The 19,468-nt window shown below is 75.1% G+C and carries 22 protein-coding genes; 16 read left to right on the forward strand and 6 right to left on the reverse strand.

Features of this window, described 5'->3' with window-relative positions; translation table 11 throughout:
- Positions 1 to 118: 118 nt before the first annotated feature.
- The 4 genes from OG774_RS22015 to OG774_RS22030 are packed head-to-tail and all read left to right on the forward strand — an operon-like array spanning position 119 to position 3,820.
- Positions 119 to 997 carry a hypothetical protein gene (locus tag OG774_RS22015; protein ID WP_328304356.1) on the forward strand — a complete coding sequence of 293 codons (879 nt, stop codon included), beginning with the start codon at positions 119 to 121 and terminating at the stop codon, positions 995 to 997.
- Complete coding sequence (locus OG774_RS22020; protein ID WP_328304358.1) at positions 994 to 2,601, forward strand: SDR family NAD(P)-dependent oxidoreductase; 1,608 nt, start codon at positions 994 to 996, stop codon at positions 2,599 to 2,601. The genes OG774_RS22015 and OG774_RS22020 overlap by 4 nt, the downstream gene beginning before the upstream one ends.
- Positions 2,598 to 3,158 carry an orotate phosphoribosyltransferase gene (pyrE, locus tag OG774_RS22025; protein ID WP_328304360.1) on the forward strand — a complete coding sequence of 187 codons (561 nt, stop codon included), beginning with the start codon at positions 2,598 to 2,600 and terminating at the stop codon, positions 3,156 to 3,158. The genes OG774_RS22020 and pyrE overlap by 4 nt, the downstream gene beginning before the upstream one ends.
- Complete coding sequence (locus OG774_RS22030; protein ID WP_328304362.1) at positions 3,155 to 3,820, forward strand: TrmH family RNA methyltransferase; 666 nt, start codon at positions 3,155 to 3,157, stop codon at positions 3,818 to 3,820. The genes pyrE and OG774_RS22030 overlap by 4 nt, the downstream gene beginning before the upstream one ends.
- Here OG774_RS22030 and OG774_RS22035 read toward each other — a convergent pair.
- From OG774_RS22035 to OG774_RS22045, 3 genes are all read right to left on the reverse strand, one after another.
- Complete coding sequence (locus tag OG774_RS22035; RefSeq protein ID WP_328304364.1) at positions 3,817 to 4,563, reverse strand: DedA family protein; 747 nt, start codon at positions 4,561 to 4,563, stop codon at positions 3,817 to 3,819. The genes OG774_RS22030 and OG774_RS22035 overlap by 4 nt on opposite strands.
- Positions 4,564 to 4,636: 73 nt before the next feature.
- Entirely contained in the window at positions 4,637 to 5,278 is a 642-nt protein-coding gene (locus OG774_RS22040; RefSeq protein ID WP_328304366.1) for a hypothetical protein, read from the reverse strand.
- 75 nt (positions 5,279 to 5,353) lie between these two features.
- Entirely contained in the window at positions 5,354 to 6,016 is a 663-nt protein-coding gene (locus OG774_RS22045; protein WP_328304368.1) for a SigE family RNA polymerase sigma factor, read from the reverse strand.
- A gap of 245 nt (positions 6,017 to 6,261) precedes the next feature.
- Between OG774_RS22045 and fbaA the strand changes: the two genes are divergently transcribed.
- The 3 genes from fbaA to OG774_RS22060 are packed head-to-tail and all read left to right on the forward strand — an operon-like array spanning position 6,262 to position 8,909.
- Positions 6,262 to 7,296 carry a class II fructose-bisphosphate aldolase gene (gene fbaA / locus OG774_RS22050; protein ID WP_328304370.1) on the forward strand — a complete coding sequence of 345 codons (1,035 nt, stop codon included), beginning with the start codon at positions 6,262 to 6,264 and terminating at the stop codon, positions 7,294 to 7,296.
- Positions 7,297 to 7,327: 31 nt separating this feature from the next.
- On the forward strand, positions 7,328 to 7,786 hold the full coding sequence (locus OG774_RS22055) for a DUF3151 domain-containing protein (protein WP_328304372.1): 459 nt from the start codon (positions 7,328 to 7,330) through the stop codon (positions 7,784 to 7,786).
- 19 nt (positions 7,787 to 7,805) lie between these two features.
- Complete coding sequence (locus tag OG774_RS22060) at positions 7,806 to 8,909, forward strand: FUSC family protein (protein WP_328304374.1); 1,104 nt, start codon at positions 7,806 to 7,808, stop codon at positions 8,907 to 8,909.
- Positions 8,910 to 8,950: 41 nt separating this feature from the next.
- Here OG774_RS22060 and OG774_RS22065 read toward each other — a convergent pair whose 3' ends face one another.
- A complete protein-coding gene (locus tag OG774_RS22065; RefSeq protein WP_328304376.1) occupies positions 8,951 to 9,196 on the reverse strand; it encodes a hypothetical protein in 246 nt (81 codons plus the stop codon).
- A 195-nt stretch (positions 9,197 to 9,391) separates the two neighbouring features.
- Between OG774_RS22065 and OG774_RS22070 the strand changes: the two genes are divergently transcribed.
- The gene (locus OG774_RS22070) at positions 9,392 to 9,631 is read left to right on the forward strand and encodes a hypothetical protein (protein ID WP_328304378.1); all 240 of its coding nucleotides are present in this window, start codon (positions 9,392 to 9,394) and stop codon (positions 9,629 to 9,631) included.
- Here the strand turns inward: OG774_RS22070 and OG774_RS22075 are convergent.
- Positions 9,600 to 10,325 (reverse strand): hypothetical protein, encoded by a 726-nt coding sequence (locus OG774_RS22075; RefSeq protein ID WP_328304380.1) that lies wholly within the window; start codon positions 10,323 to 10,325, stop codon positions 9,600 to 9,602. The genes OG774_RS22070 and OG774_RS22075 overlap by 32 nt on opposite strands.
- A gap of 79 nt (positions 10,326 to 10,404) precedes the next feature.
- Between OG774_RS22075 and OG774_RS22080 the strand changes: the two genes are divergently transcribed.
- Both OG774_RS22080 and OG774_RS22085 read left to right on the forward strand, forming a co-directional pair.
- Positions 10,405 to 11,691 (forward strand): adenylosuccinate synthase, encoded by a 1,287-nt coding sequence (locus tag OG774_RS22080; RefSeq protein ID WP_328304381.1) that lies wholly within the window; start codon positions 10,405 to 10,407, stop codon positions 11,689 to 11,691.
- A 10-nt stretch (positions 11,692 to 11,701) separates the two neighbouring features.
- Complete coding sequence (locus OG774_RS22085) at positions 11,702 to 12,001, forward strand: UBP-type zinc finger domain-containing protein (RefSeq protein ID WP_328304382.1); 300 nt, start codon at positions 11,702 to 11,704, stop codon at positions 11,999 to 12,001.
- Here OG774_RS22085 and OG774_RS22090 read toward each other — a convergent pair.
- Positions 11,998 to 13,197 carry a glycerophosphodiester phosphodiesterase gene (locus OG774_RS22090; protein ID WP_328304383.1) on the reverse strand — a complete coding sequence of 400 codons (1,200 nt, stop codon included), beginning with the start codon at positions 13,195 to 13,197 and terminating at the stop codon, positions 11,998 to 12,000. The genes OG774_RS22085 and OG774_RS22090 overlap by 4 nt on opposite strands.
- Before the next feature lie 164 nt (positions 13,198 to 13,361).
- Between OG774_RS22090 and purD the strand changes: the two genes are divergently transcribed.
- From purD to OG774_RS22120, 6 genes are all read left to right on the forward strand, one after another.
- Positions 13,362 to 14,630, forward strand: coding sequence for a phosphoribosylamine--glycine ligase (gene purD, locus OG774_RS22095; RefSeq protein ID WP_328304384.1), 1,269 nt, complete (start codon positions 13,362 to 13,364; stop codon positions 14,628 to 14,630).
- Positions 14,631 to 14,685: 55 nt separating this feature from the next.
- Positions 14,686 to 14,982 carry a hypothetical protein gene (locus OG774_RS22100; protein WP_328304385.1) on the forward strand — a complete coding sequence of 99 codons (297 nt, stop codon included), beginning with the start codon at positions 14,686 to 14,688 and terminating at the stop codon, positions 14,980 to 14,982.
- Positions 14,983 to 14,989: 7 nt separating this feature from the next.
- A complete protein-coding gene (locus tag OG774_RS22105) occupies positions 14,990 to 16,879 on the forward strand; it encodes a transglycosylase SLT domain-containing protein (RefSeq protein ID WP_328304386.1) in 1,890 nt (629 codons plus the stop codon).
- Between the two features lie 60 nt (positions 16,880 to 16,939).
- The gene (locus OG774_RS22110) at positions 16,940 to 17,245 is read left to right on the forward strand and encodes a hypothetical protein (RefSeq protein ID WP_328304387.1); all 306 of its coding nucleotides are present in this window, start codon (positions 16,940 to 16,942) and stop codon (positions 17,243 to 17,245) included.
- Positions 17,246 to 17,248: 3 nt separating this feature from the next.
- A complete protein-coding gene (locus tag OG774_RS22115; RefSeq protein WP_328304388.1) occupies positions 17,249 to 18,238 on the forward strand; it encodes a transglycosylase SLT domain-containing protein in 990 nt (329 codons plus the stop codon).
- Positions 18,239 to 18,320: 82 nt separating this feature from the next.
- Positions 18,321 to 19,442, forward strand: a complete 1,122-nt coding sequence (locus tag OG774_RS22120) for a pyridoxal phosphate-dependent aminotransferase (RefSeq protein ID WP_442874009.1) — start codon at positions 18,321 to 18,323, stop codon at positions 19,440 to 19,442.
- Positions 19,443 to 19,468: the final 26 nt, after the last annotated feature.

Here is a 19,468-nt window from a genome sequence, read left to right on the forward strand (position 1 = left end):
CGGCGCTCCCGTGTGAGCGGCATCCGCGGCTGTCGCCACGACCATCGCTCACATCTCCTCCGGCGCGCCGGTGACGTGCTGCACGATGGGGGGACGGGGGCGTCGTAGGCTCGGGCCCGTGCCTGCCTGGGTCTGGTTCGTCATCGCGGCGCTGGCCGCGGGCGGCGGGGCGCTGCTCTTGCTCTCCGACCGCTCCCGCACCGGCGGGCACCGACGCGACCGGCGTCGGTGGGCGGAGGCGAAGAGCTGGGAGTTCGTCGACGTCGACCCCGTCCTGCCGAGTCGCTGGCGCTACGGCGCCGTGCACCAGGGCGGCCACGGCCGCGCGCTCGACCTCGCCACCGGCGCAGTGCCCGGGCCGGGTGGCCGCCGCCTCGCGCACGTCTTCGACCACGAGCAGGCCGGCCAGGTCACCGGGATCGTGGCCGCCGTCCGCGGCGTGGCGACGCTGCCGGTCGCGATCGAGCTGCGGCTCCCGTCGGCGCCGCTGCCCGACGACGCGGGGCTCGACTCGCTGGGCCAGGTCGGCGAGCGCTACGCCTTCGTCACCTCCGTGGCGCAGGCGCGACCGCTGGTGACTCCCGACGTCGCCCGCGCGGCCGACCTCGTCGGCGAGGACGTCCCGCTGCTGTGGGCCGAGGACACCTGGGTGCTCGCCACCATCGAGCCCGGCGCGGACCCCGATCGCGTCCAGAACCTGCTGCAGGCCCTCGTCGAGGTGTCGGTGGCGCTCGAGGACGCGGCGGGCGGCGGCGCGGATCACGACCGCGGCGACGGCTGGTCCGAGGGCGGCTTCGGGGCCTACGACGCGCCGGGCGACGCCGAGCCCGTGGACGCCGAGCCCGTGGACGCCGAGCCCGTGGACGCCCAGCCCGAGCCCGAGCCCGAGTCCCAGCCGCGCCCGACCCACCGTGACCGCCCGGCGGACATCCCCTACGACATCGAGGACGACGAGTTCGGGCCCGGCGCCCGCAGCAGCTCGTCCTCGGGGCGGTGACCGGACCGACCCCGCGCCGCACCCTCGTGACCGGTGCGGACACGGACCTGGGACGCGCCTTCGTCCGCCGCCTGCACGCCGCGGGCGACGAGCTGGTGCTCGCGGGCGGGGAGCGCGACGCCCTCGAGGCGCTCGCCGGCGAGCTGTCCGGGCCGTCCGGATCGCGCCCCGAGGTCCTGCCCGGCGACCTCGCCGACGAGCTCGACCTCGACCTCGTCGTGCGCCGGCTCCTCACCGGCACCCGCCCGATCGACCTGCTCGTCGTCGGGCCCGCCCCGCCGAGCACCCGCGCGCTGCCCGAGGCCGGCGTCGCCGAGGTCCGGGCCGCGCTCGACCGCAGCGCCGGCGCCGTGCTGGCGCTCCTGCGGGCCGCGCTGCCCGGGATGATCTCCCGTCGCCATCCCGGTCCCGGCGGGGCGATCACCGTCACCGGCCCGGCGGGGTACCTGCCGGTGCCCGGCCCCGCGGGGCTGGACGGCGCCGCGCAGGCCTACATCGGGATGCTGACCGAGGCGCTGGCGCACACGTTCTCCCGCGACGGCCTCGCCCTGACCACGGTGTGCCCGACGCCGCCGAACGTCGAGAAGGAGCGGTGGCGCCTCGCCGGCGCGATGCCGCTGCACGTCGCACCGCCCGACGCGGACGCGGTGGCCGCCGCCGCGCTCGCCGACCACGCCGCGGGCCGGGCGCTCTGCGTGCCCGGTGTCGGCCCGCGGGCCCTGGTGGGCGTCTCCCGGCTCGTGCCGTTCCCCGCGGTGCGGGTCGCCGCCGGCCTGCGGCGCGGATCCCTGCCCCAGGCGCTGCGGGGCCGGCGCGGGCCCCGGGGCGCGCGCCCGGCCGGCACGGCGCTGGTCACCGGCGGCAGCTCCGGCATCGGGGCCACGTACGCCGAGCACCTCGCGTCCGCGGGCCACGACCTCGTCCTCGTCGCCCGCGACGCGATCCGCCTCGAGGAGGTCGCCGACCGGCTGCGCGCGCAGGCGGTGCGGGTCGACGTGCTCGTCGCCGACCTCGCGAACGCCGCCGGCCGTGCCCGCGTCGCCGAGCGCGTCGCGGCCCCGGAGCGCCCGATCGACCTGCTGGTGAACAACGCAGGGTTCGCCACCGCCGGCGAGTTCGTCGACACCGACCCGGCGGCGCTGCGCGCGAACTACGAGGTCAACATGGCCGCCGTGCTCGAGCTGACCGCCGCGGCGCTGCCCGGCATGGTCGCCCGCGGACGCGGGGACATCGTCAACATCTCCAGCGTCGCGGGGTTCCTGCCCGGGCGCGGCTCGGTGTACAGCGCCGGCAAGTCCTACGTCACGGCGCTCTCGCGCACGCTCGCCCTGACGCTGGTCGACACCGGCGTGCGGGTGATGGCCCTGTGCCCCGGCTACACGCGCACCGAGTTCCACGCCCGGCTGGGCCAGGAGCGCTCCGGCCCGGAGTGGCTGTGGATGGACGCGGACGAGGTCGTCGCGCAGGGCATGGCGGACCTCGAGGCAGGGAAGGCGGTGTCGGTGCCGGGCGCGGTGTACAAGACGATCGTCGGGGTGACGCGGGTGATGCCGCGCGCGCTGCTGCGCGCCCTGGCCGCCCGCTCGGCGTCGGGGCGCGGATGAGCGCCGCAGACGTTCCGTCGGTCGACCCCGACGCCCGCGCCCGGCTCGCCGCCCTGGTCACCGAGCTCGCCGTCGTGCACGGGCGGGTGACGCTGTCCTCGGGCCGCGAGGCCGACTACTACGTCGACCTGCGCCGGGCCACGCTGCACCACGAGGCAGGCCCTCTGATCGGGCGCCTGGTGCGCGAGCTGACCGCCGACTGGACCTACGACGCCGCCGGGGGGCTCACCCTGGGCGCCGACCCGGTGGCCCTCGCTGTGATGCACGCCCCGGGCGCTCCCGTCGACGCGTGCGTCGTGCGCTCGGCGGCGAAGACCCACGGGATGCAGCGGCGCATCGAGGGGCCCGACGTCGTCGGCCGGCGGGTGCTCGCCGTCGAGGACACCTCGACCACCGGCGGCAGCGTGCTCACGGCCGTCGACGCGCTGCTGGAGACCGGCGCCGAGGTGGTCGGGGTCGTCACCGTCGTCGACCGGGACACCGGCGCCACCGAGGCCGTCGAGGCCCGCGGCCTGGCCTGCCGATCGCTGCTCGGGCTGGCCGACCTGGGGCTGTGACCACCCCCGACGACCCGGACGGGCCCGGCCCCACCGAGTGGCGCACGGGCCCCGAGCCGGTGGGCGTCGGGCCGTGGCCGGGCGGGCCCGCGGCGTGGCCCGACGACCCCCGCTACGACCCGGAGCTGCTCGCCGAGGGCGACCGGCGCAACGTCGTCGACCGCTACCGCTACTGGCGCCGCGAGGCCGTCGTCGCCGACCTCGACCGACGCCGCCACCCGTTCCACGTCGCGATCGAGAACCTCCACCACGACGCGAACATCGGCACGATCGTGCGCACGGCCAACGCGTTCGCGGCGGCCGCGGTGCACGTCGTCGGGCGGCGGCGCTGGAACCGGCGCGGCGCGATGGTCACCGACCGCTACCAGCACGTCCACCACCACGCCGATGTCGCGGCGCTGCTCGCCTGGGCGCGGGCCGACGACCTGGCGGTGGTCGCCGTCGACAACGGGCCGGGGGCGAGGCCGCTGGAGACCGCGGTGCTGCCGCGGCGCTGCGTGCTGCTCTTCGGCCAGGAGGGCGTGGGGCTGACCGCGGAGGCGGCGGCGGGCGCCGACCAGGTGCTGGCCATCGCCCAGTTCGGCTCGACGCGCTCCATCAACGCCGGCGTCGCCGCGGGGATCGCCATGCACGCGTGGATCCGCGCGCACGCGGAGCCCTAGCGGTCGGTGCGCCGGGTGTCGATGACCTGCGTGGGCTCCTCGCTCGCGCCGTCGAGGACGTCCTCGGCGAGGCCCTGGGCGCCGACCTTCTTCTCCCGGCGGGCCTTGATCACCTCGAAGACGATCGGAAGCACCGAGATGAGCACGACCAGGATCAGCATCATCTCGATGTTGTCCCGCACGAACTGGATCTGGCCGAGCGCCGCCCCGAGCAGCGTCACGCCGGCCGCCCACGCGACGCCGCCGATCGCGGAGAACGTGAAGAACCGCTTGGCGTCCATCCGCCCGACGCCCGCCATGACCGTGATGAACGTGCGCACGATGGGCACGAAACGGCCCAGCACGATCGCGCGGTTGCCGTACTTGTCGAAGAACGCCTGGGTGCGGTCGACGTTCTCGCGCTTGAACAGCCGCGAGTTCGGCTTGTCGAAGATCGCCGGCCCGGCCTTGCGCCCGATGTAGTAGCCGCAGACGTTGCCCAGGAACGCGGCGACGAGGAGCAGGACGCAGACCAGCCACAGCGGCGTGTCGATGAGGCCGGTGACCACGGCGAGCCCGGTGATGAACAGCAGCGAGTCGCCCGGGAGGAAGAACCCGACCAGCAGCCCGCACTCGGCGAAGATGATCAGGCACACACCCGCGAGGGCCCACGGGCCCAGCCATTCGATGATGAACTGCGGGTCCAGCCACTCCGGTCCGAGGGCCTGCACCGAGGTCGTCGCGGCGGCGAGAGTGGTCGACACGTGTCAAAATGGTACGCGGCGCGCCTCGTCGCGAGCCTCGGGGTCTCCCGCGGGCGTGTCCCGGGGTCGGTCCTCAGCCGGGCAGCGCGAGAGTGCCGACGGCCGTGAGCGCGCCGACGATGGCGCCGCCGAGCAGGGCGACGGCCGACCACCACGCGATCCGTGCGGGCGTCCACCCCGTCGCGCCGCCCTGGTCCGCGACCGGGCGCCCGGCGCCGGTCGGGGTGACCGTCGTGGCTCCCGTGCCCGGGGCGGGCCGCTGCTGCGGGACGCCGGGACGGCCCATCGGACCGGTGGGCGGGACCGGCGGGCGTGACGTGGGACGGGGGCCGGTCTGCGGCCAGGGACGCGCGGGACCGGTCGGTGCGGGACCGGTCGGTGCGGGTCCGGTCGGTGCGGGTCCGGTCGGTGCGGGAGGCCCGGGGCGGGCTCCGGGAGGGGGTGCGCCCCGCATGGCGGCCGGGAACGGGGGAGTCGCGGAGGGGCGGGCGGACAGAGCGGTCACGTCCTCGGCGTCGGGGGCAACAGGGGTATCGGGGGCGCCGCGGCGGCGCCCGAGCGGGCGGAAACGGTCACGCAGACGGGAGGAGTCGGACGCGGTGTCCGACGGGGTGGCGGCACCCGGGGTCGGGGCGGCCGGGCCACTGCCCGGGGACGAGACCCCGCCCGCGGCGTGCGCGCGCAGGGCCTCCGACAGCAGCCGCTCGTCGTCCATCCCGATCGATGGTAGCCGCGCCCCCCGACGCGACCCAGGCCCGCCCGAGGGGCCCCGAACGGCCCAGCCGACGGCCTAGCCGTCTCCCATGAGCTTGCCGATGGCCTCCAGGCCGCGGCTCGCCGTCGACTTCACGGTGCCCTTGCTGATGCCGGTGGCCTCGGCGATCTCGGCCTCGGACAGGCCGCCGTAGTAGCGCAGCACCAGCACCTCGCGCTGGCGGCGCGGCAACTTCCCGAGGGCGGACACGACGGCCTGGTGCTCCGTGGAGAGCATCGCCAGGGATTCCGCCGACCGTGCGTCCGCCGTGTGGGGCGGGGTGTACTCGCGGGCCGTGCGCCGGCGCCGCAGCACCGAGCGCGAGCCGTTCACCACGGCTGTGCGCAGGTAGCCCAGCGCCGCGTGCTCGTCGCGCAGCCGGCTCCAGTGCCGGTGCAGGCCGGTGAACGCCTCCTGGACCACGTCCTCGGCGGTCGCGGGGTCGTCGACGAGCAGGACGGCGAGGCGGACGAACCGCATGCGGTGCTCGCGGTAGAGATCCTCGAGCGTGCGCGGGGCCTGCTCGTTCTGGGTCGCGACGGGCCCGCTGGCGGGGTGCGGCGCCGGGGGGCCCGGTCGGTACGGCGCCGCGGGTGGTGCCGACGGATGGTGCACCGAGGCATCCGACGGGGCGACCGCATCGATCGCCCTCAGGCTGCCCAGCGTGCGCTCGACGGCACTCTCCCCGGGGTGGCCCACGTCTCCGACGATAGCCCTTCACCACCCGTGCTCCCGGTGGGGACGAGGTCCGGGGAGCGACCCCCGGCGTGTCACCCGCGTGGCCCAAGACGAGTACCGGGGTGCACCGGCCCGTTCACCGACGACGGTCGGGTCACACCCTGGAGACCCAGCGCCGGGGCGCTCGCCTGAGTCATACTGCGCGCCAGTCCGCCGGTCGGCCGCCCTGCACCGACCGCGTCGAGAAACTCCTGGGAGACACGACGATGCCCATCGCGACCCCCGAGGTCTACAACGAGATGCTGGACCGCGCGAAGGCCAACGCCTTCGCCTTCCCGGCCATCAACTGCACGTCCTCGGAGACCATCAACGCGGCGCTGCGCGGCTTCGCCGAGGCCGAGAGCGACGGGATCATCCAGTTCTCGACGGGCGGCGCGGAGTTCGGGTCGGGCCAGTCGGTGAAGGACATGGTCACCGGCTCCAGCGCCCTGGCCGAGTTCGCGCACGTCGTCGCCGACAAGTACTCGATCAACGTCGCGCTGCACACCGACCACTGCCCGAAGGACAAGCTCGACGCCTTCGTCCGCCCGCTGATCGCGATCAGCCAGGACCGCGTGAACGCCGGGCAGAACCCGCTGTTCCAGTCCCACATGTGGGACGGCTCGGCGGTGGAGCTGCACGAGAACCTCGAGATCGCCCAGGAGCTGCTGGCCGAGGCGGCCAAGGCCAAGATCATCCTCGAGGTGGAGATCGGCGTCGTCGGCGGCGAGGAGGACGGCGTCGCCAACGACATCAACGACAAGCTCTACACCGCCGCGGGCGACTACGAGCACACCGTCGACGCCCTCGGAGGCGGCGAGAAGGGCCGCTACCTGCTCGCGGCCACCTTCGGCAACGTGCACGGCGTCTACAAGCCGGGCAACGTCAAGCTCAAGCCCTCGGTGCTCAAGGAGGGCCAGGAGGTCGCGGCGCGCAAGCTCGGGCTCCCCGAGGGCTCCAAGCCGTTCGACCTGGTCTTCCACGGCGGGTCCGGCTCGCTGCTCGAGGAGATCCACGAGGCGCTCGACTACGGCGTCATCAAGATGAACGTCGACACCGACGCCCAGTACGCGTTCACGCGCCCGATCGCCGGGCACATGCTCGCGAACTACGACGGCGTGCTGAAGATCGACGGCGAGGTCGGCAACAAGAAGGTCTACGACCCGCGCAGCTACCTCAAGGAAGCCGAGAAGAGCATGGGCGCGCGCGTCGTCACCGCCTGCGAGAACCTGCGCTCCACCGGGCAGACCCTGGGCCGCTGAGCGCGGTGGGCCCGGGCGGATGATGGAGTCCATGACCATCCCGACCGGGCCCGGCGCGGCGCACTCCGACGATCCTCTTGGCTACAACCTGCTCGGACCCCAGCCCACCTACCTCCCCGAGTCCCCCGAACCCGCCTCGCGCCTCGCCGCGGGCGAGGACCCGGCGGCCGTCGTCGCCGACCACCCGACCTACAGCGCGGGCTGGGCGGCGCTCGCCGAGCGCGCCGAGGCGGCCGGCGAGCACGTCACGGCGTACGCCTTCGCCCGCACCGGCTACCACCGCGGCCTCGACCAGCTCCGCCGCAACGGCTGGAAGGGCTTCGGCCCCGTGCCGTGGGACCACGAGCCCAACCAGGGCTTCCTGCGCTCCGTCGCCGCGCTGGCGCGTGCCGCGAAGGCGATCGGCGAGGCCGACGAGGTCGAGCGCTGCGTGCAGCTCGTCGCCGACTGCGACCCCTCGGCGGTCGAGCTGCTCGGCCTCGCGGACTGACGGGCCCCGGAGTCGCGCCGTGGCCGCTGCCTCCGCTGTCGACCGTCTGCGCCGGGTCGCCGGCACGCGGGTGCGGCGGCTGCGCGACTCCGGGCTGCCGGTGCTGCAGTGCGCGCTCGCGGCCGGCCTCGCCTACCTCGTCGCGCGCGACCTGTTCGGCCACCCGGTGCCGTTCTTCGCGCCCATCGCCTGCGTCCTCGTCCTGGGCGTGGGGGTCACCAACCGGCTACGGCGCTCGGTGGAGCTCGCCGTCGGGGTCAGCGTCGGCGTGGCCGTCGGCGACCTCATCGTCGTGCTCATCGGCCCCGGCTGGTGGCAGATCAGCGTCGTGGTGGGGCTCGCGCTGCTGGCGGCGCTGCTCTTCGACGTCGGTGCCCTGCTGCTCAACCAGGCCGCGGTGTCGGCCGTGCTGGTGGCGACCCTGCAGCCGCCGGGCACCATGGCGGCGTTCTCCCGGTGGATCGACACGCTCATCGGGGCCGCCATCGGGCTGGCGATGGCGGCGACGCTGCCGTCCCACCCCCTGACCCGCGCGCGCCGTGGCCTCACCGAGCTGCTCGAGGAGCTCGAGGCGGTGCTGGTCGGCACCGCCGACGCCCTCGACGCGCACGACGGCGACGCCGCCGCGGCGGTCCTCGAGCGGGCGCGGGCCACCCAGAAGCGCGTCGACACGCTGATCGACGCCGTCGACGCCGGCTTCGAGATCACGACCATCGCCCCGCTGCGCCGCCGGCACCGCGGGGAGCTGGCGCGGCTGCGCACCGCGATCCGGCCGGTGGACCTGGCGCTGCGCAACGCCCGGGTGCTCGCGCGGCGCGGGCACGCCTCGGTGCTCGACGGCGAGGAGCCCGATCCCGATCTCGTGCTGGTGATGCGCCGGCTCGCCGAGGCCGTCGCGGTCCTGCGTCAGGAGCTGACCACGGGCGAGTCCACCGACGGGGCCCGCAGCGACCTGCTCGACACCGCCGCGCTGGTGCCGGCGCAGGGCGGGGGCTACTCGGCGGAGGTGGTGCTGGCGCAGCTGCGCTCGATGCTCGTGGACCTGCTGGGGGCGACCGGGATGGAGCGGGACGACGCGGTGGCGGCGACGGCGCGGATGCGCCCGGGTTTCGACGAGGGCTGAGCTGGCGGGACCTGGGCGGCGTGGTGTCCGGGCGGGTCTGCTCAGGACGCGCGGCGCAGGGGCCCCGAGGGCGTTGCCGCCGACTCGGGCAGCACGTCCTGCTCGCCGTCGTCGGCCGAGCCGGGCACCAGCTGCAGGGGCGCCGCGGGGGTGGTGGCCGGGGTGCGGAGGCCGGCGCGCGAGGTGCGGGGGGCTCGGGCGGTGGGCACGGCCCGGGCCTCGAACCGCTCGAGCACACAGGCCAGAACCATGATCGCGATCGGAACGAGGATGACCACCGCCAGCATGGAGGCTGTGTACCCGGGCCTCCGGGACCCATGCGTGATCGGCATGAGTGTGCACGGACGGTCGTTGGCCGGTCGCGCAGAGAAGTCGATCGGTCGATCGATCGGTGCGCTACCCCTGGGTCGGGGGAACGTCGCCGGTCACCCGCTGCGCCGTGTCCCCGCAGGCGCCGGCGCGCCCGGGGGTAGTTTCGCGGCGTGGTCGACGTGTCGCGCAGCGGCGGCCCGGGACCGGCCGAGCCCGGGCACGCGGAACCGGGTCCCGTGGCCTGGGTCGTGCTGGTGGCCGATCCGGTCACCGGCGAGACCGACGCGTTCGGCCCGTTCGACCGCGAGGCCGCGGCGGTGGACGCCGAGCGGCGGCGGGTCGAGCACGCGTCCGAGGGGCTCGACGAGGTCCTCGTCGTCACCGTCCCGCTGACGCCGCCCGAGGTCTGACCAGCAGCCAGTCCTGCGTGTGCCGGTACCAGCTGCGCCGAGCCACGGGCCGGTCACCGGGGACCCCGTCGCGGACCACGGACACGGGCAGGCGGCAGCCGAGCTGCACGGCGCGGCCCGAGAGCGTCGTGACGTGCCCCGCGCGCAGCCCGGCGAGCCGGCGCGGGCCGGTGACGGTCACGGTCACGCCGCCGCCGGGATCCGGGACGACGACCAGACTCTCGGCGTCGCCGCGCGCGACGAGGTGCTCGTCGCAGTAGACCTCGCCGTGGAACGGTCCGGTCGCGTGGCGTCCGGCGACGAGGCCGCCGTGGTCGTCGCGGACCAGCGGCGCCGGGTGCGCGACGCCGTCGCGAGCGAGGGCGACCACGGTCGCGGGGTCGGTCGGGACACCCCAGGTGCCGGCCGCGGCGGAGCCGGGCGCGGGGAGCAGGGCGACGGCGACGTCGAGGCGCTCGCGGCGCAGCAGGCGCACGAGGACGGCGGCGAGCGCCGCGTCGTCACCCGCCACCGCGAGGCGTCCGCCGGCCGGGACGTCGGCGAGCACCGGGTCGACGTCGGCGCGCGCGGGGAGGTCGGGGAGGTCGTGTCGCGGGGTGCCGTGGGCGGGCAGCCAGGGCGCCCAGCGGGCCCGGGCGGAGTCCCCGCAGGTCATCACGCGCACCAGGGACCCCGTGAGGACGAGCCGCTGCACACGCGTGGACTACCCTTTCGCTGCACGGGGCGGCCCGCACTCCCGTGCGACCAACGGAGTCGACGCCAGGGAGTTTGACATGCCGGCCATCGTCCTCATCGGCGCCCAGTGGGGTGACGAGGGCAAGGGCAAGGCCACCGACATCCTCGGTGAGCAGGTCCAGTGGGTCGTGCGTTACCAGGGTGGCAACAACGCGGGGCACACCGTCGTCCTCCCCGACGGCAAGAACTTCGCGCTGCACCTCATCCCGTCGGGGATCCTGACGCCGGGTGTCACCAACGTGATCGGCAACGGCGTCGTGGTCGACCCGGGCGTCCTGCTCGAGGAGCTCGCCGAGCTCGAGGGCAAGGGCGTCGACACCGGCAAGCTGCTGATCTCCGCCGACGCGCACGTGATCATGCCGTACCACGTGGCGATCGATAAGGTCACCGAACGCTTCCTGGGCAAGTCCCGGATCGGCACCACGGGACGCGGCATCGGCCCGGCCTACCAGGACAAGGTCGCGCGCGTCGGCGTGCGGATGCAGGACCTGCTCGACGAGAAGCTGCTGCGCGAGAAGGTCGAGGCGGCGCTCGAGCTCAAGAACCAGATCCTGGTCAAGATCTACAACCGGCGCGCGCTGGACGTCGACGAGGTCGCCGACACCGTGCTCGGACACGCCGAGGGCTTCGCCCACCGCATCGCCGACACCCGCCTCGCGCTGCACCAGGCCCTCGAGCGCGACGAGACCGTCCTGCTCGAGGGCTCGCAGGGCACGCTGCTCGACGTCGACCACGGGACCTATCCGTTCGTGACGTCGTCGAGCCCGACGGCCGGCGGCGCCGCGGCGGGCTCGGGGATCGGCCCGACGCGCATCAGCCGCGTGATCGGGATCCTCAAGGCTTACACGACGCGGGTCGGCTCCGGCCCGTTCCCGACCGAGCTCTTCGACGCCGACGGCGAGTACCTGCGCAAGACCGGCGGGGAGTTCGGCGTGACCACGGGGCGCAGTCGGCGCTGCGGTTGGTTCGACGCCGTGATCGCCCGGTACGCGGTGCGGGTCAACGGGATCACCGACCTGTTCCTCACCAAGCTCGACGTCCTCTCCGGTCTGGAGAACGTGCCGATCTGCGTGGGCTACGAGGTCGACGGGCAGCGGGTCGACGAGATGCCGATGACCCAGGCCGACGTCACCACCGCGGTGCCGGTGTACGAGACGATGCCGGGCTGGTTCGAGAACATCTCGGCCTGCCGCTCCTTCGCCGACCTGCCGGCCAAGGCGCGCGACTACGTCGAGCGGATCGAGCAGCTCTCCGGGGCGCCGGTCTCGGCGATCGGCGTCGGTCCGGGACGCGACGAGACCGTGACGAGGGACGTCGGCCAGTAGACTGGTCCGGGTGGGAGCCTGCGAACACCTGTTGACCATCGGTCCCGAGGGCATCGCCACGGACCCGGCTCCGAGCGCCGTGGCGAGCGAGGGCGAGGCGCTGATCTGCCCGGACTGCCGGGCCGAGGGCTACACGGCGTGGGCGCACCTGCGGAAGTGCCTCGACTGCGGGCACGTCGCCTGCTGCGACTCCAGCCCGTACCGCCACGCCTCGAAGCACCACGAGGACACCGGCCACGCGGTCATGCGCTCGCACGAGCCGAACGAGACGTGGCGCTGGTGCTACATCGACCGCCGGCTGGCGCCCTAGGTCGTCACCGCGGCCAGCGCGGTGTCGGGGTCGTCGCTGAAGACGGCGTCGACGCCCAGCGCGACGTACTGCCGGTACTCGCCGAACGCGTCGCCGTAGGTGTCCGCGGGCGCGGCTGGTCCGCCCCGTCGCCGCCCCGCGGGCAGGAACTCGTTCTCGTTGCGGAACGTGTAGGGCATGACCCGCAGGTTCGCCGCCTGCGCGTCGCGGACCAGAAACGTCGGCGCGCCTGCGGCGTCGTCCGGCCCGAGCGGGATGATCAGTTCCTTGGTCGGGCCGAGCCAGGTCGCGTAGCCGGCGATCTCCCGCAGGCCCTGCGGGGTCACCAGGGCCTCCGAGGTGCGCGGGTCGCCCGCGGCCACGAGGTCGGCGGGCCGGGTGCCGGCGGCGTCGACGAGCTGCAGGAGCGGACAGGCGACCTGCGTCCTCAGCGCCCGGAGGTTGGCGGTCTCGAACGACTGGATGATCACCCCGGAGTCCGCGCCGTCACGGCCCCGCCGGCGCAGGGTCTCGACCAGCCCGGGCTCCACCGGCAGGCCGAGGCTCGCGAAGTAGGTGGAGTGCTTGACCTCGGGCAGCACGCCGACCGGGCGGCGCAGCTCGAGGACGAGGCGGTCGAGCAGGTCGAGGACCTCGTCGAACGTCACCAGCGGGAACCGGCCGTCGTAGAGCGTGTTGTGCGGGCGCGTCTGCGGGATGCGCTCCTTCGCGCGCAGCGTGCGCATCTCGGCGAGCGTGAAGTCGGTGGTGAACCAGCCGGTGTAGGTGGTGCCGTCGATCTGCTTGGTGGTGCGGCGCGAGGCGAACTCGGGGCGCTCGGCGACGTCGGTGGTCCCGCCGATCTCGGGCTCGTGGCGCGCGACGAGCGCGCCGTCGCGGGTGGGCACGAGGTCGACGTCGACGGCGTCGGCACCCATCCGGATCGCGAGCTCGTAGGCCGCGAGCGTGTGCTCGGGCCGGTACCCGGAGGCGCCGCGATGCCCGACGACCAGGACCCGCGGCGGGCCCGTCGGCGCCGGCGCGGTGGGGGCGGGCGTCGGCGTCGGTGACGGGGCGGGCGTCCCGGTCGGCGGCGGTGCGGGGCCGGTGACGGGGGTGTTCGAGCACCCGGCGGCGAGCGCCCCGGCCGCGGCGAGGCCTCCCCACAGCGCGCTCCGGCGGGACAACGCGGACGGCACCCACCCCGGCGTGTACATCGCTGCGCATCCTCGCCCGCCCCGCGCCCTCGCCGCCACCTCGCCCTCCGACGGTGCGGTGAACTGCTGGTGCACCGCGGGTGCAAGCCCTGCGTCCACGCTGGCACTGGACGCCAGGAAAGCCACATCGTCGGCGCGCACCGTGCACCCGTAGCGTGGCGCCCGTGCGCGTCCTGGTCATCGGCTCCGGAGCCCGCGAGCATGCCCTCCTCCTCGCCCTCGCCGGCGATCCCGAGGTGACGGCCCTCGCCGCCGCCCCCGGCAACGCCGGCACGGCCGCGCTCGCCGAGCACCCGGGCCTCGCCGACCCCACCTCCGGCGGGCAGGTCGTCGCCCTGGCCCGTGAGTGGCGCGCCGACCTCGTCGTCGTCGGCCCCGAGGCCCCGCTCGTCGCGGGCGTCGGCGACGCGCTGCGCGACGCCGGCGTCCCCTGCTTCGGACCGAGCGCCGCCGCGGCGCGCATCGAGGGCTCGAAGGCGTTCGCCAAGGACGTCATGACCACCGCCCGCGTGCCCACCGCGCGCAGCGAAGTGGTCGACAACCCCGGCGACCTCGACGCCGCGCTCGCCCGCTTCGACCCGCCGTACGTCGTCAAGGACGACGGGCTCGCCGCCGGCAAGGGCGTCCTCGTCACCGAGGACCTCGACGCCGCGCGCCGCCACGCCGCCGCCGTGCTCGAGGGCGGGCACCCCGTGCTCCTCGAGTCGTTCCTCGACGGTCCCGAGGCCTCGCTGTTCTGCGTCGTCGACGGCACGACGGTCGTCCCGCTGCTGCCCGCCCAGGACTTCAAGCGACTCGGCGACGACGATGCCGGCCCCAACACCGGCGGCATGGGCGCCTACGCCCCCCTGCCCTGGGCGCCTGCGGGCCTCGTCGACGACATCGTCGAGCGCCTCGTCACCCCCGTCGTCACCGAGCTCGCCGCCCGCGGCACCCCGTTCTCCGGCCTGCTCTACGCCGGGCTCGCGCTGACCTCGGCGGGCCCGCAGGTGATCGAGTTCAACTGCCGCTTCGGCGACCCCGAGACCCAGGTCGTGCTCGCCCTCCTACGCAGCTCCACGGCGCGTCTCCTGTCGGCCGCCGCCACCGGCCAGCTGGCCGGCGAACCGCCCCTGACCTGGGCGGAGGGCGCCGCCGTGACGATCGTCGTGGCGGCCGAGGGCTACCCGGGCTCGGTCCGGACCGGCGACGTCCTGCAGGGCGCCGACGGACCGGGCGTGCTGCACGCGGGGACCCGGCGACGCGACGACGGGGCCGTGGTCTCGAGCGGCGGCCGCGTCCTGTCGGTGGTCGGGACGGGCGAGGACCTCGACGCCGCCCGCCGCGACGCCTACGAACGCCTCGCGGCGGTGCGCCTGCCCGGTGGCCACCACCGCACCGATATCGCCCGCGAGGCGGCCGCCGGACACATCGCGATGCCCGTCCGCGCCTGACACGGGTTCTTCGAATCGGCCCCAGCCGGGCGACGCGCCGACCTACCCTCCCGCCATGCCCGATCTCGTCCTCGGCCCGGCGGCCCTCGAGCAGGCGCGCACCGCCGTCGCCGCCGAGGCGCGCCGGGTGCCGGCGATGATCGACCAGGTCGTCGTCCCCCGCGCCGGGCTCGGCGACCTGGCCTCCGCCGGGGCGATGTTCGGCGCGCTCGACGAGGTCGTGCGCGTCCTGGACGGCGAGCTCGCGGCCGCCGGATCACGGCTCGACGGGCTCGACCGGGCCCTCGACGCGGCGCTCACCGCGATCCAGGCCGACGACCGCGACGCCGCCGCGTCGCTCTCCGCCGCGTGAGTCGGTGATGGCCTTCGACGCCGTCGGCGAGCTCGCCGCACAGCCCGGGGGGCAGGAGCTCAGCGCGCTCGTCGCCCGGGTACAGCAGGTCGACCCCGAGGTGCTGCACGGGATGGGCCGCCGGCTCGGATCGATGGTCGAGGGCGTCGACGGGTCGCTGCGCGCGGTGCGCCGTCACGGTGACGACGTGCAGGGCGCCTGGCAGGGACGGGGCGCCGAGGCCCTCACCGGGTACCTCGACGGCTTCGGTCGCGCGGGTATGCAGACGCTCGACGCGGCCGGGCGGATCCGCGTGCGCATCGAGGACGCCGGCCGGGAGCTCGCCGCGCTGCGCGGCGAGGTCGGCGCCCAGGTCTCCCGCGCCCTCGACGCCGCCCGCCGGGTCCGCTCCGAGGCCCTCGCCGACCCGACCCGGGCCCCGATGGCCGACCAGCTCGCCGTCCAGGCCATGGCCGAGCCCACGGCCGCCGCCCGCACGGCCGTCGAGCGCGCCGAGACCGCCCTCGGCGACGCCGCCCGGGCCCTCCGCGAGATGACGGCCGACGTCGTGGGCTTCTCCCGCCTGCCCGCCCCCGATGCGCGCCTCATCGCCCCGGCCGCGGGCGGGGGTCCGCTCGGCTGGTCGGCGATCCCGGCCGAGTCGCTCGCCACCGTTCCCGCCTCCGTCGACGGCGATGTCGGTACGCAGGGCATCGATCTCGTCGGCGGTAGCGCCTCGTCGGACGTCTCGTCCGTCAGCGAGTCGTCCTCGGCCGACGACGCGTCCGGGTCCTCCGGCGGGGAGTCGTCCGAGTGCTCGGAGTCCGGGGCGTCGGAGGCGGACGATTCGGGTTCCGGGAACGTCGGCGACGCGAGTGACCTCGGGGAGGGGTCGGGCTCGGGTGGTGGGGATGCTTCGAATTCCGAAGCGTCCGGTGGGGACGAGTCCGGTTCCGGAGAAGTGGGCGACTCGAGTGATCTGGGGGAGGGGTCGGCCTCAGGTGGTGGCGATGCTCCGGTTTCCGAAGCGTCCGAGTCGGAGGAGTCGGATTCTGGGGGTGTGGGTGACTCGAGTGATCTGGGTGATGACTTCCTCGAGGAGGCTCCGGAGTCCGAGGGGTCGGGCTCGGGTGGTGGGGATGCTTCGGTTTCCGAAGCGTCCGGGTCAGAGGGCTCGAGTTCCGGGGGTGTGGGCGACTCCAGCGACCTCGGGGACGACTTCCTCGAGGACACCTCCGACGCGGATGCCCCCGCGTCCGACGACTCCGGGTCCGACGACTCGGCGTCCGAGGGTGAGGACGACAAGGGCGACGACAAGGGCGACGACACCGGCGGCGACACCGGCGGCGACGAGGGGTCGAGCTCGGAGGCAGCCGACGAGGACGAGGCCGGCGGCGCGAATAGCGACGCCGACGCCGACGCCGACGCCGACGCCGAGACCGCGTCCGACGACGTCGAGACCGACGACGCCGAGAGCGAGGACGGGGCCGTGACCGGAACGTCGGGAGACGGCAGCGGCAGCGCCACCGACGCCGGGGCGGCGCCGACGGGTGGGCCGCAGGGTCAGGTCGGGGACTGGATCCGCGAGGCGATGGCCGTGCTCCAGGCCGAGGGCGTCCCCGTCGACAAGATGGATCCCGACGACATCGCCACGATCATCGAGCACGAGTCGGGTGGCGACCCCGAGGCGACCAACAACTGGGACTCGAACGCCGACAAGGGCACGCCGTCGCAGGGGCTGATGCAGACCATCGGACCGACGTTCGACGCGCACAAGCTCCCCGGGCACGGCGAGATCACCGACCCGATCGACAACATCATCGCCGGGGTCCGCTACGCCATCGACCGGTACGGATCGGTCTCGCAGGTGCCGGGTGTCGAGGCCGTGGCCCGCGGCGACTCCTACGTCGGCTACTGACGTCGGCCACTTCTCCGGAACCGCACCCGAACGTCCGTGCGGCGACCTAACGTCCTCCCCGTGGACGACATCGCCTACGACACCGACACCCTCGAGGAGGCGCGCACGATCGTGGCGGGCGAGGCGGAACGGATGCCGGTGCTGGCCGACAGGTGGGCCGCGACGCCGCCGCCGGACCTCGGGGGTCTGGACGCCGCGCGCGCCCTGCTCGACGCCCTGGCCGCCCTGACGCGGGCGCTCGTCGCCGACCTCGACGCCGCCGGCGCCCGGCTCCGCGAGGCCGCGCGGGCTCTCGACGCGACGGTGCGCCTCGTCCGCGGGACCGAGGGCGCGAACCGCGAGCTGCTCGCGCCGGCCGGGGGCTGAGCCGTGCCCGGGGATCTCGGGGACGCCCTCGCCGGGGAGCCCGCAGCCGCCGAGCTCGCGGCGATCGCGGGTCGGGTCCGCACCGTCGATCCGGGTGCGCTGCGGGCGTCCGCGGCGCAGATCGTCGCGGTCGGCGACGCGGTTGACGGGTCGATGCGCGCGGTGGGACGCGGCGCGGCGGCGGTCGAGGGCCGCTGGCGGGGCGCGGGGGCGACGGCGTTCGGCGACTGGGCCCGCGCGTTCGCGGCGGCCGGCGTGCGCGACCGATCGGCGATCGTCGAGGCCGGCCCGGTGCTCGACCAGGTCGGGGTGGTGCTCGAGGACCTGCGCCGCGAGATCGACCAGCAGGTGGCGCGCGCCCTGGCCCTGGCCGGCAGCGCCCGCGCGCAGGCGGCGACCGTGCCCGACGCGCCGCCGGATCTCGCCGACCGGCTCGCGGGCGACGCCGTGCGCGGACCCACCGAGGCGGCGCGCACCGCCGTCCGGCGCGCCGAGGCCGAGCTGACGGCGTCGGCGGCCCGTATCCGCGACCTCGCCGACGGGCTCACGTCGTTCGCGGCGCTCGAGGGTCTCGACGCCCCGCCGTCCGGCGCCGAGTCGACGGTCGTCAGGAGCGCCGCTGGTCAGGCGCCTGCGGGCCGGGTCGGCGACTGGATCCGCCAGGCCCTCGCGATCCTCACCGCCGCGGGGATCCCGCCCGAGAAGATGGACCCGGGCGCGATCGCCACGATCATCCAGCGCGAGTCCGGCGGCGATCCGGACGCGGTCAACACCTGGGACTCGAACGCCGAGAGGGGCACGCCGTCGCAGGGGCTGATGCAGACGATCGGGCCGACGTTCGAGGCGTACAAGCTGCCCGGCCACGAGGAGATCACCGATCCGGTCGACAACATCATCGCCGGGGTGCGCTACGCCGTGGACCGCTACGGCTCGGTGTCCGCGGTCCCGGGCGTCGAGGCGCTCGCGCGCGGAGACGCGTACGTCGGCTACTGAGCGGCGCACCTAGGGTGGGGCGGTGACGAGTCTGGCGCGCCTCGGCCCGGCCGTGCGGGCGACGGTCCCCCCGTTCCACGTGATGGACGTCTGGGCCGCCGCCGGCGAACGGGCCCGCACCCACGGCGACCTGGTGAACCTCTCGGCCGGCCAGCCCTCGACCCCCGCGCCCGCCGACGTCCGCGCGGCGGCGGCGCGGGCGCTCGACGAGCAGATCCTCGGCTACACGAGCTCGCTCGGGACCCCGGAGCTGCGCGAGGCGATCGCCGCCCACCACCGCCGGCGCTACGGCGACGACACCGTGCGCGCCGAGGACGTCATCGCGACCACGGGCGGCTCCGGCGGCTTCCTGCTCGCGTTCCTCGCCGCGTTCGACGTGGGCGACACCGTCGTGCTCGCCCGCCCCGGTTACCCCTGCTACCGCAACATCCTCGCCGCGCTGGGCTGCGACGTCGTCGAGCTGCCCTGCGGCGAGGGGACGCGGTTTCAGCCAACCGTAGCGATGCTCGAGGCTCTCGACACGACGCCGAAGGGCCTCGTGGTCGCCAGCCCCGCGAACCCCACCGGCAGCGTCATCGAGCCCGACGAGCTCGCCGCCCTCGCGAGGTACTGCGAGGAGCGCGGCATCCAGCTGATCAGCGACGAGATCTACCACGGCATCGAGTACGGGGACGCCCCGCCGACCGCGAGCGCCTGGAGCACCTCGCACGAGGCGCTCGTCGTCACGTCGTTCTCGAAGTACTGGTCGATGACGGGCTGGCGGCTCGGCTGGCTGCTGGTGCCCGAGCGGCTCCGGCGGGCGGTGGACGTCATCGCCGGCAACTTCACCGTCTGCCCGCCGGTGCCGGCGCAGTACGCGGCGCTCGCGGCGTTCACCGACGCCTCGGTCATCGAGGCCGACGCGCACGTCGAGCACTACGCGATCAACCGCCGCCTGCTGCTCGACGGGCTCCCACGTCTCGGGATCACGCGGCTCGCCCCTGCCGACGGCGCGTTCTACGTCTACGCCGACGTCGCCCACCTCACCGACGACACGCTCTCCTTCGGGCAGCGGATGCTCGCCGAGACCGGCGTCGCGGTGGCCCCGGGGATCGACTTCGACCCCGTCGACGGCCACACGTGGATCCGGCTGTCGTTCGCCGGCGCCACGGCGGACGTGCACGAGGCCCTCGACCGGCTCGGTCACTGGCTGCCGACGCTCTGAGCCCGCTCCCGTCCGGCACCGTCGCG

The sequence above is a fragment of the Actinomycetospora sp. NBC_00405 genome (assembly GCF_036044095.1).
Lineage (GTDB): Bacteria > Actinomycetota > Actinomycetes > Mycobacteriales > Pseudonocardiaceae > Actinomycetospora > Actinomycetospora callitridis.

Coding starts and splice junctions, on each gene's coding strand:
- pyrE (WP_328304360.1), top strand. CDS start 2,598: ATGAGCGCCGCAGACGTTCCGTCGGTCGACCCCGACGCCCGCGCCCGG.
- OG774_RS22040 (WP_328304366.1), bottom strand. CDS start 5,278: ATGGACGACGAGCGGCTGCTGTCGGAGGCCCTGCGCGCGCACGCCGCG.
- fbaA (WP_328304370.1), top strand. CDS start 6,262: ATGCCCATCGCGACCCCCGAGGTCTACAACGAGATGCTGGACCGCGCG.
- OG774_RS22055 (WP_328304372.1), top strand. CDS start 7,328: ATGACCATCCCGACCGGGCCCGGCGCGGCGCACTCCGACGATCCTCTT.
- OG774_RS22065 (WP_328304376.1), bottom strand. CDS start 9,196: ATGCTGGCGGTGGTCATCCTCGTTCCGATCGCGATCATGGTTCTGGCC.
- OG774_RS22080 (WP_328304381.1), top strand. CDS start 10,405: ATGCCGGCCATCGTCCTCATCGGCGCCCAGTGGGGTGACGAGGGCAAG.
- OG774_RS22090 (WP_328304383.1), bottom strand. CDS start 13,197: ATGTACACGCCGGGGTGGGTGCCGTCCGCGTTGTCCCGCCGGAGCGCG.
- OG774_RS22100 (WP_328304385.1), top strand. CDS start 14,686: ATGCCCGATCTCGTCCTCGGCCCGGCGGCCCTCGAGCAGGCGCGCACC.
- OG774_RS22105 (WP_328304386.1), top strand. CDS start 14,990: ATGGCCTTCGACGCCGTCGGCGAGCTCGCCGCACAGCCCGGGGGGCAG.
- OG774_RS22120 (WP_442874009.1), top strand. CDS start 18,321: ATGGACGTCTGGGCCGCCGCCGGCGAACGGGCCCGCACCCACGGCGAC.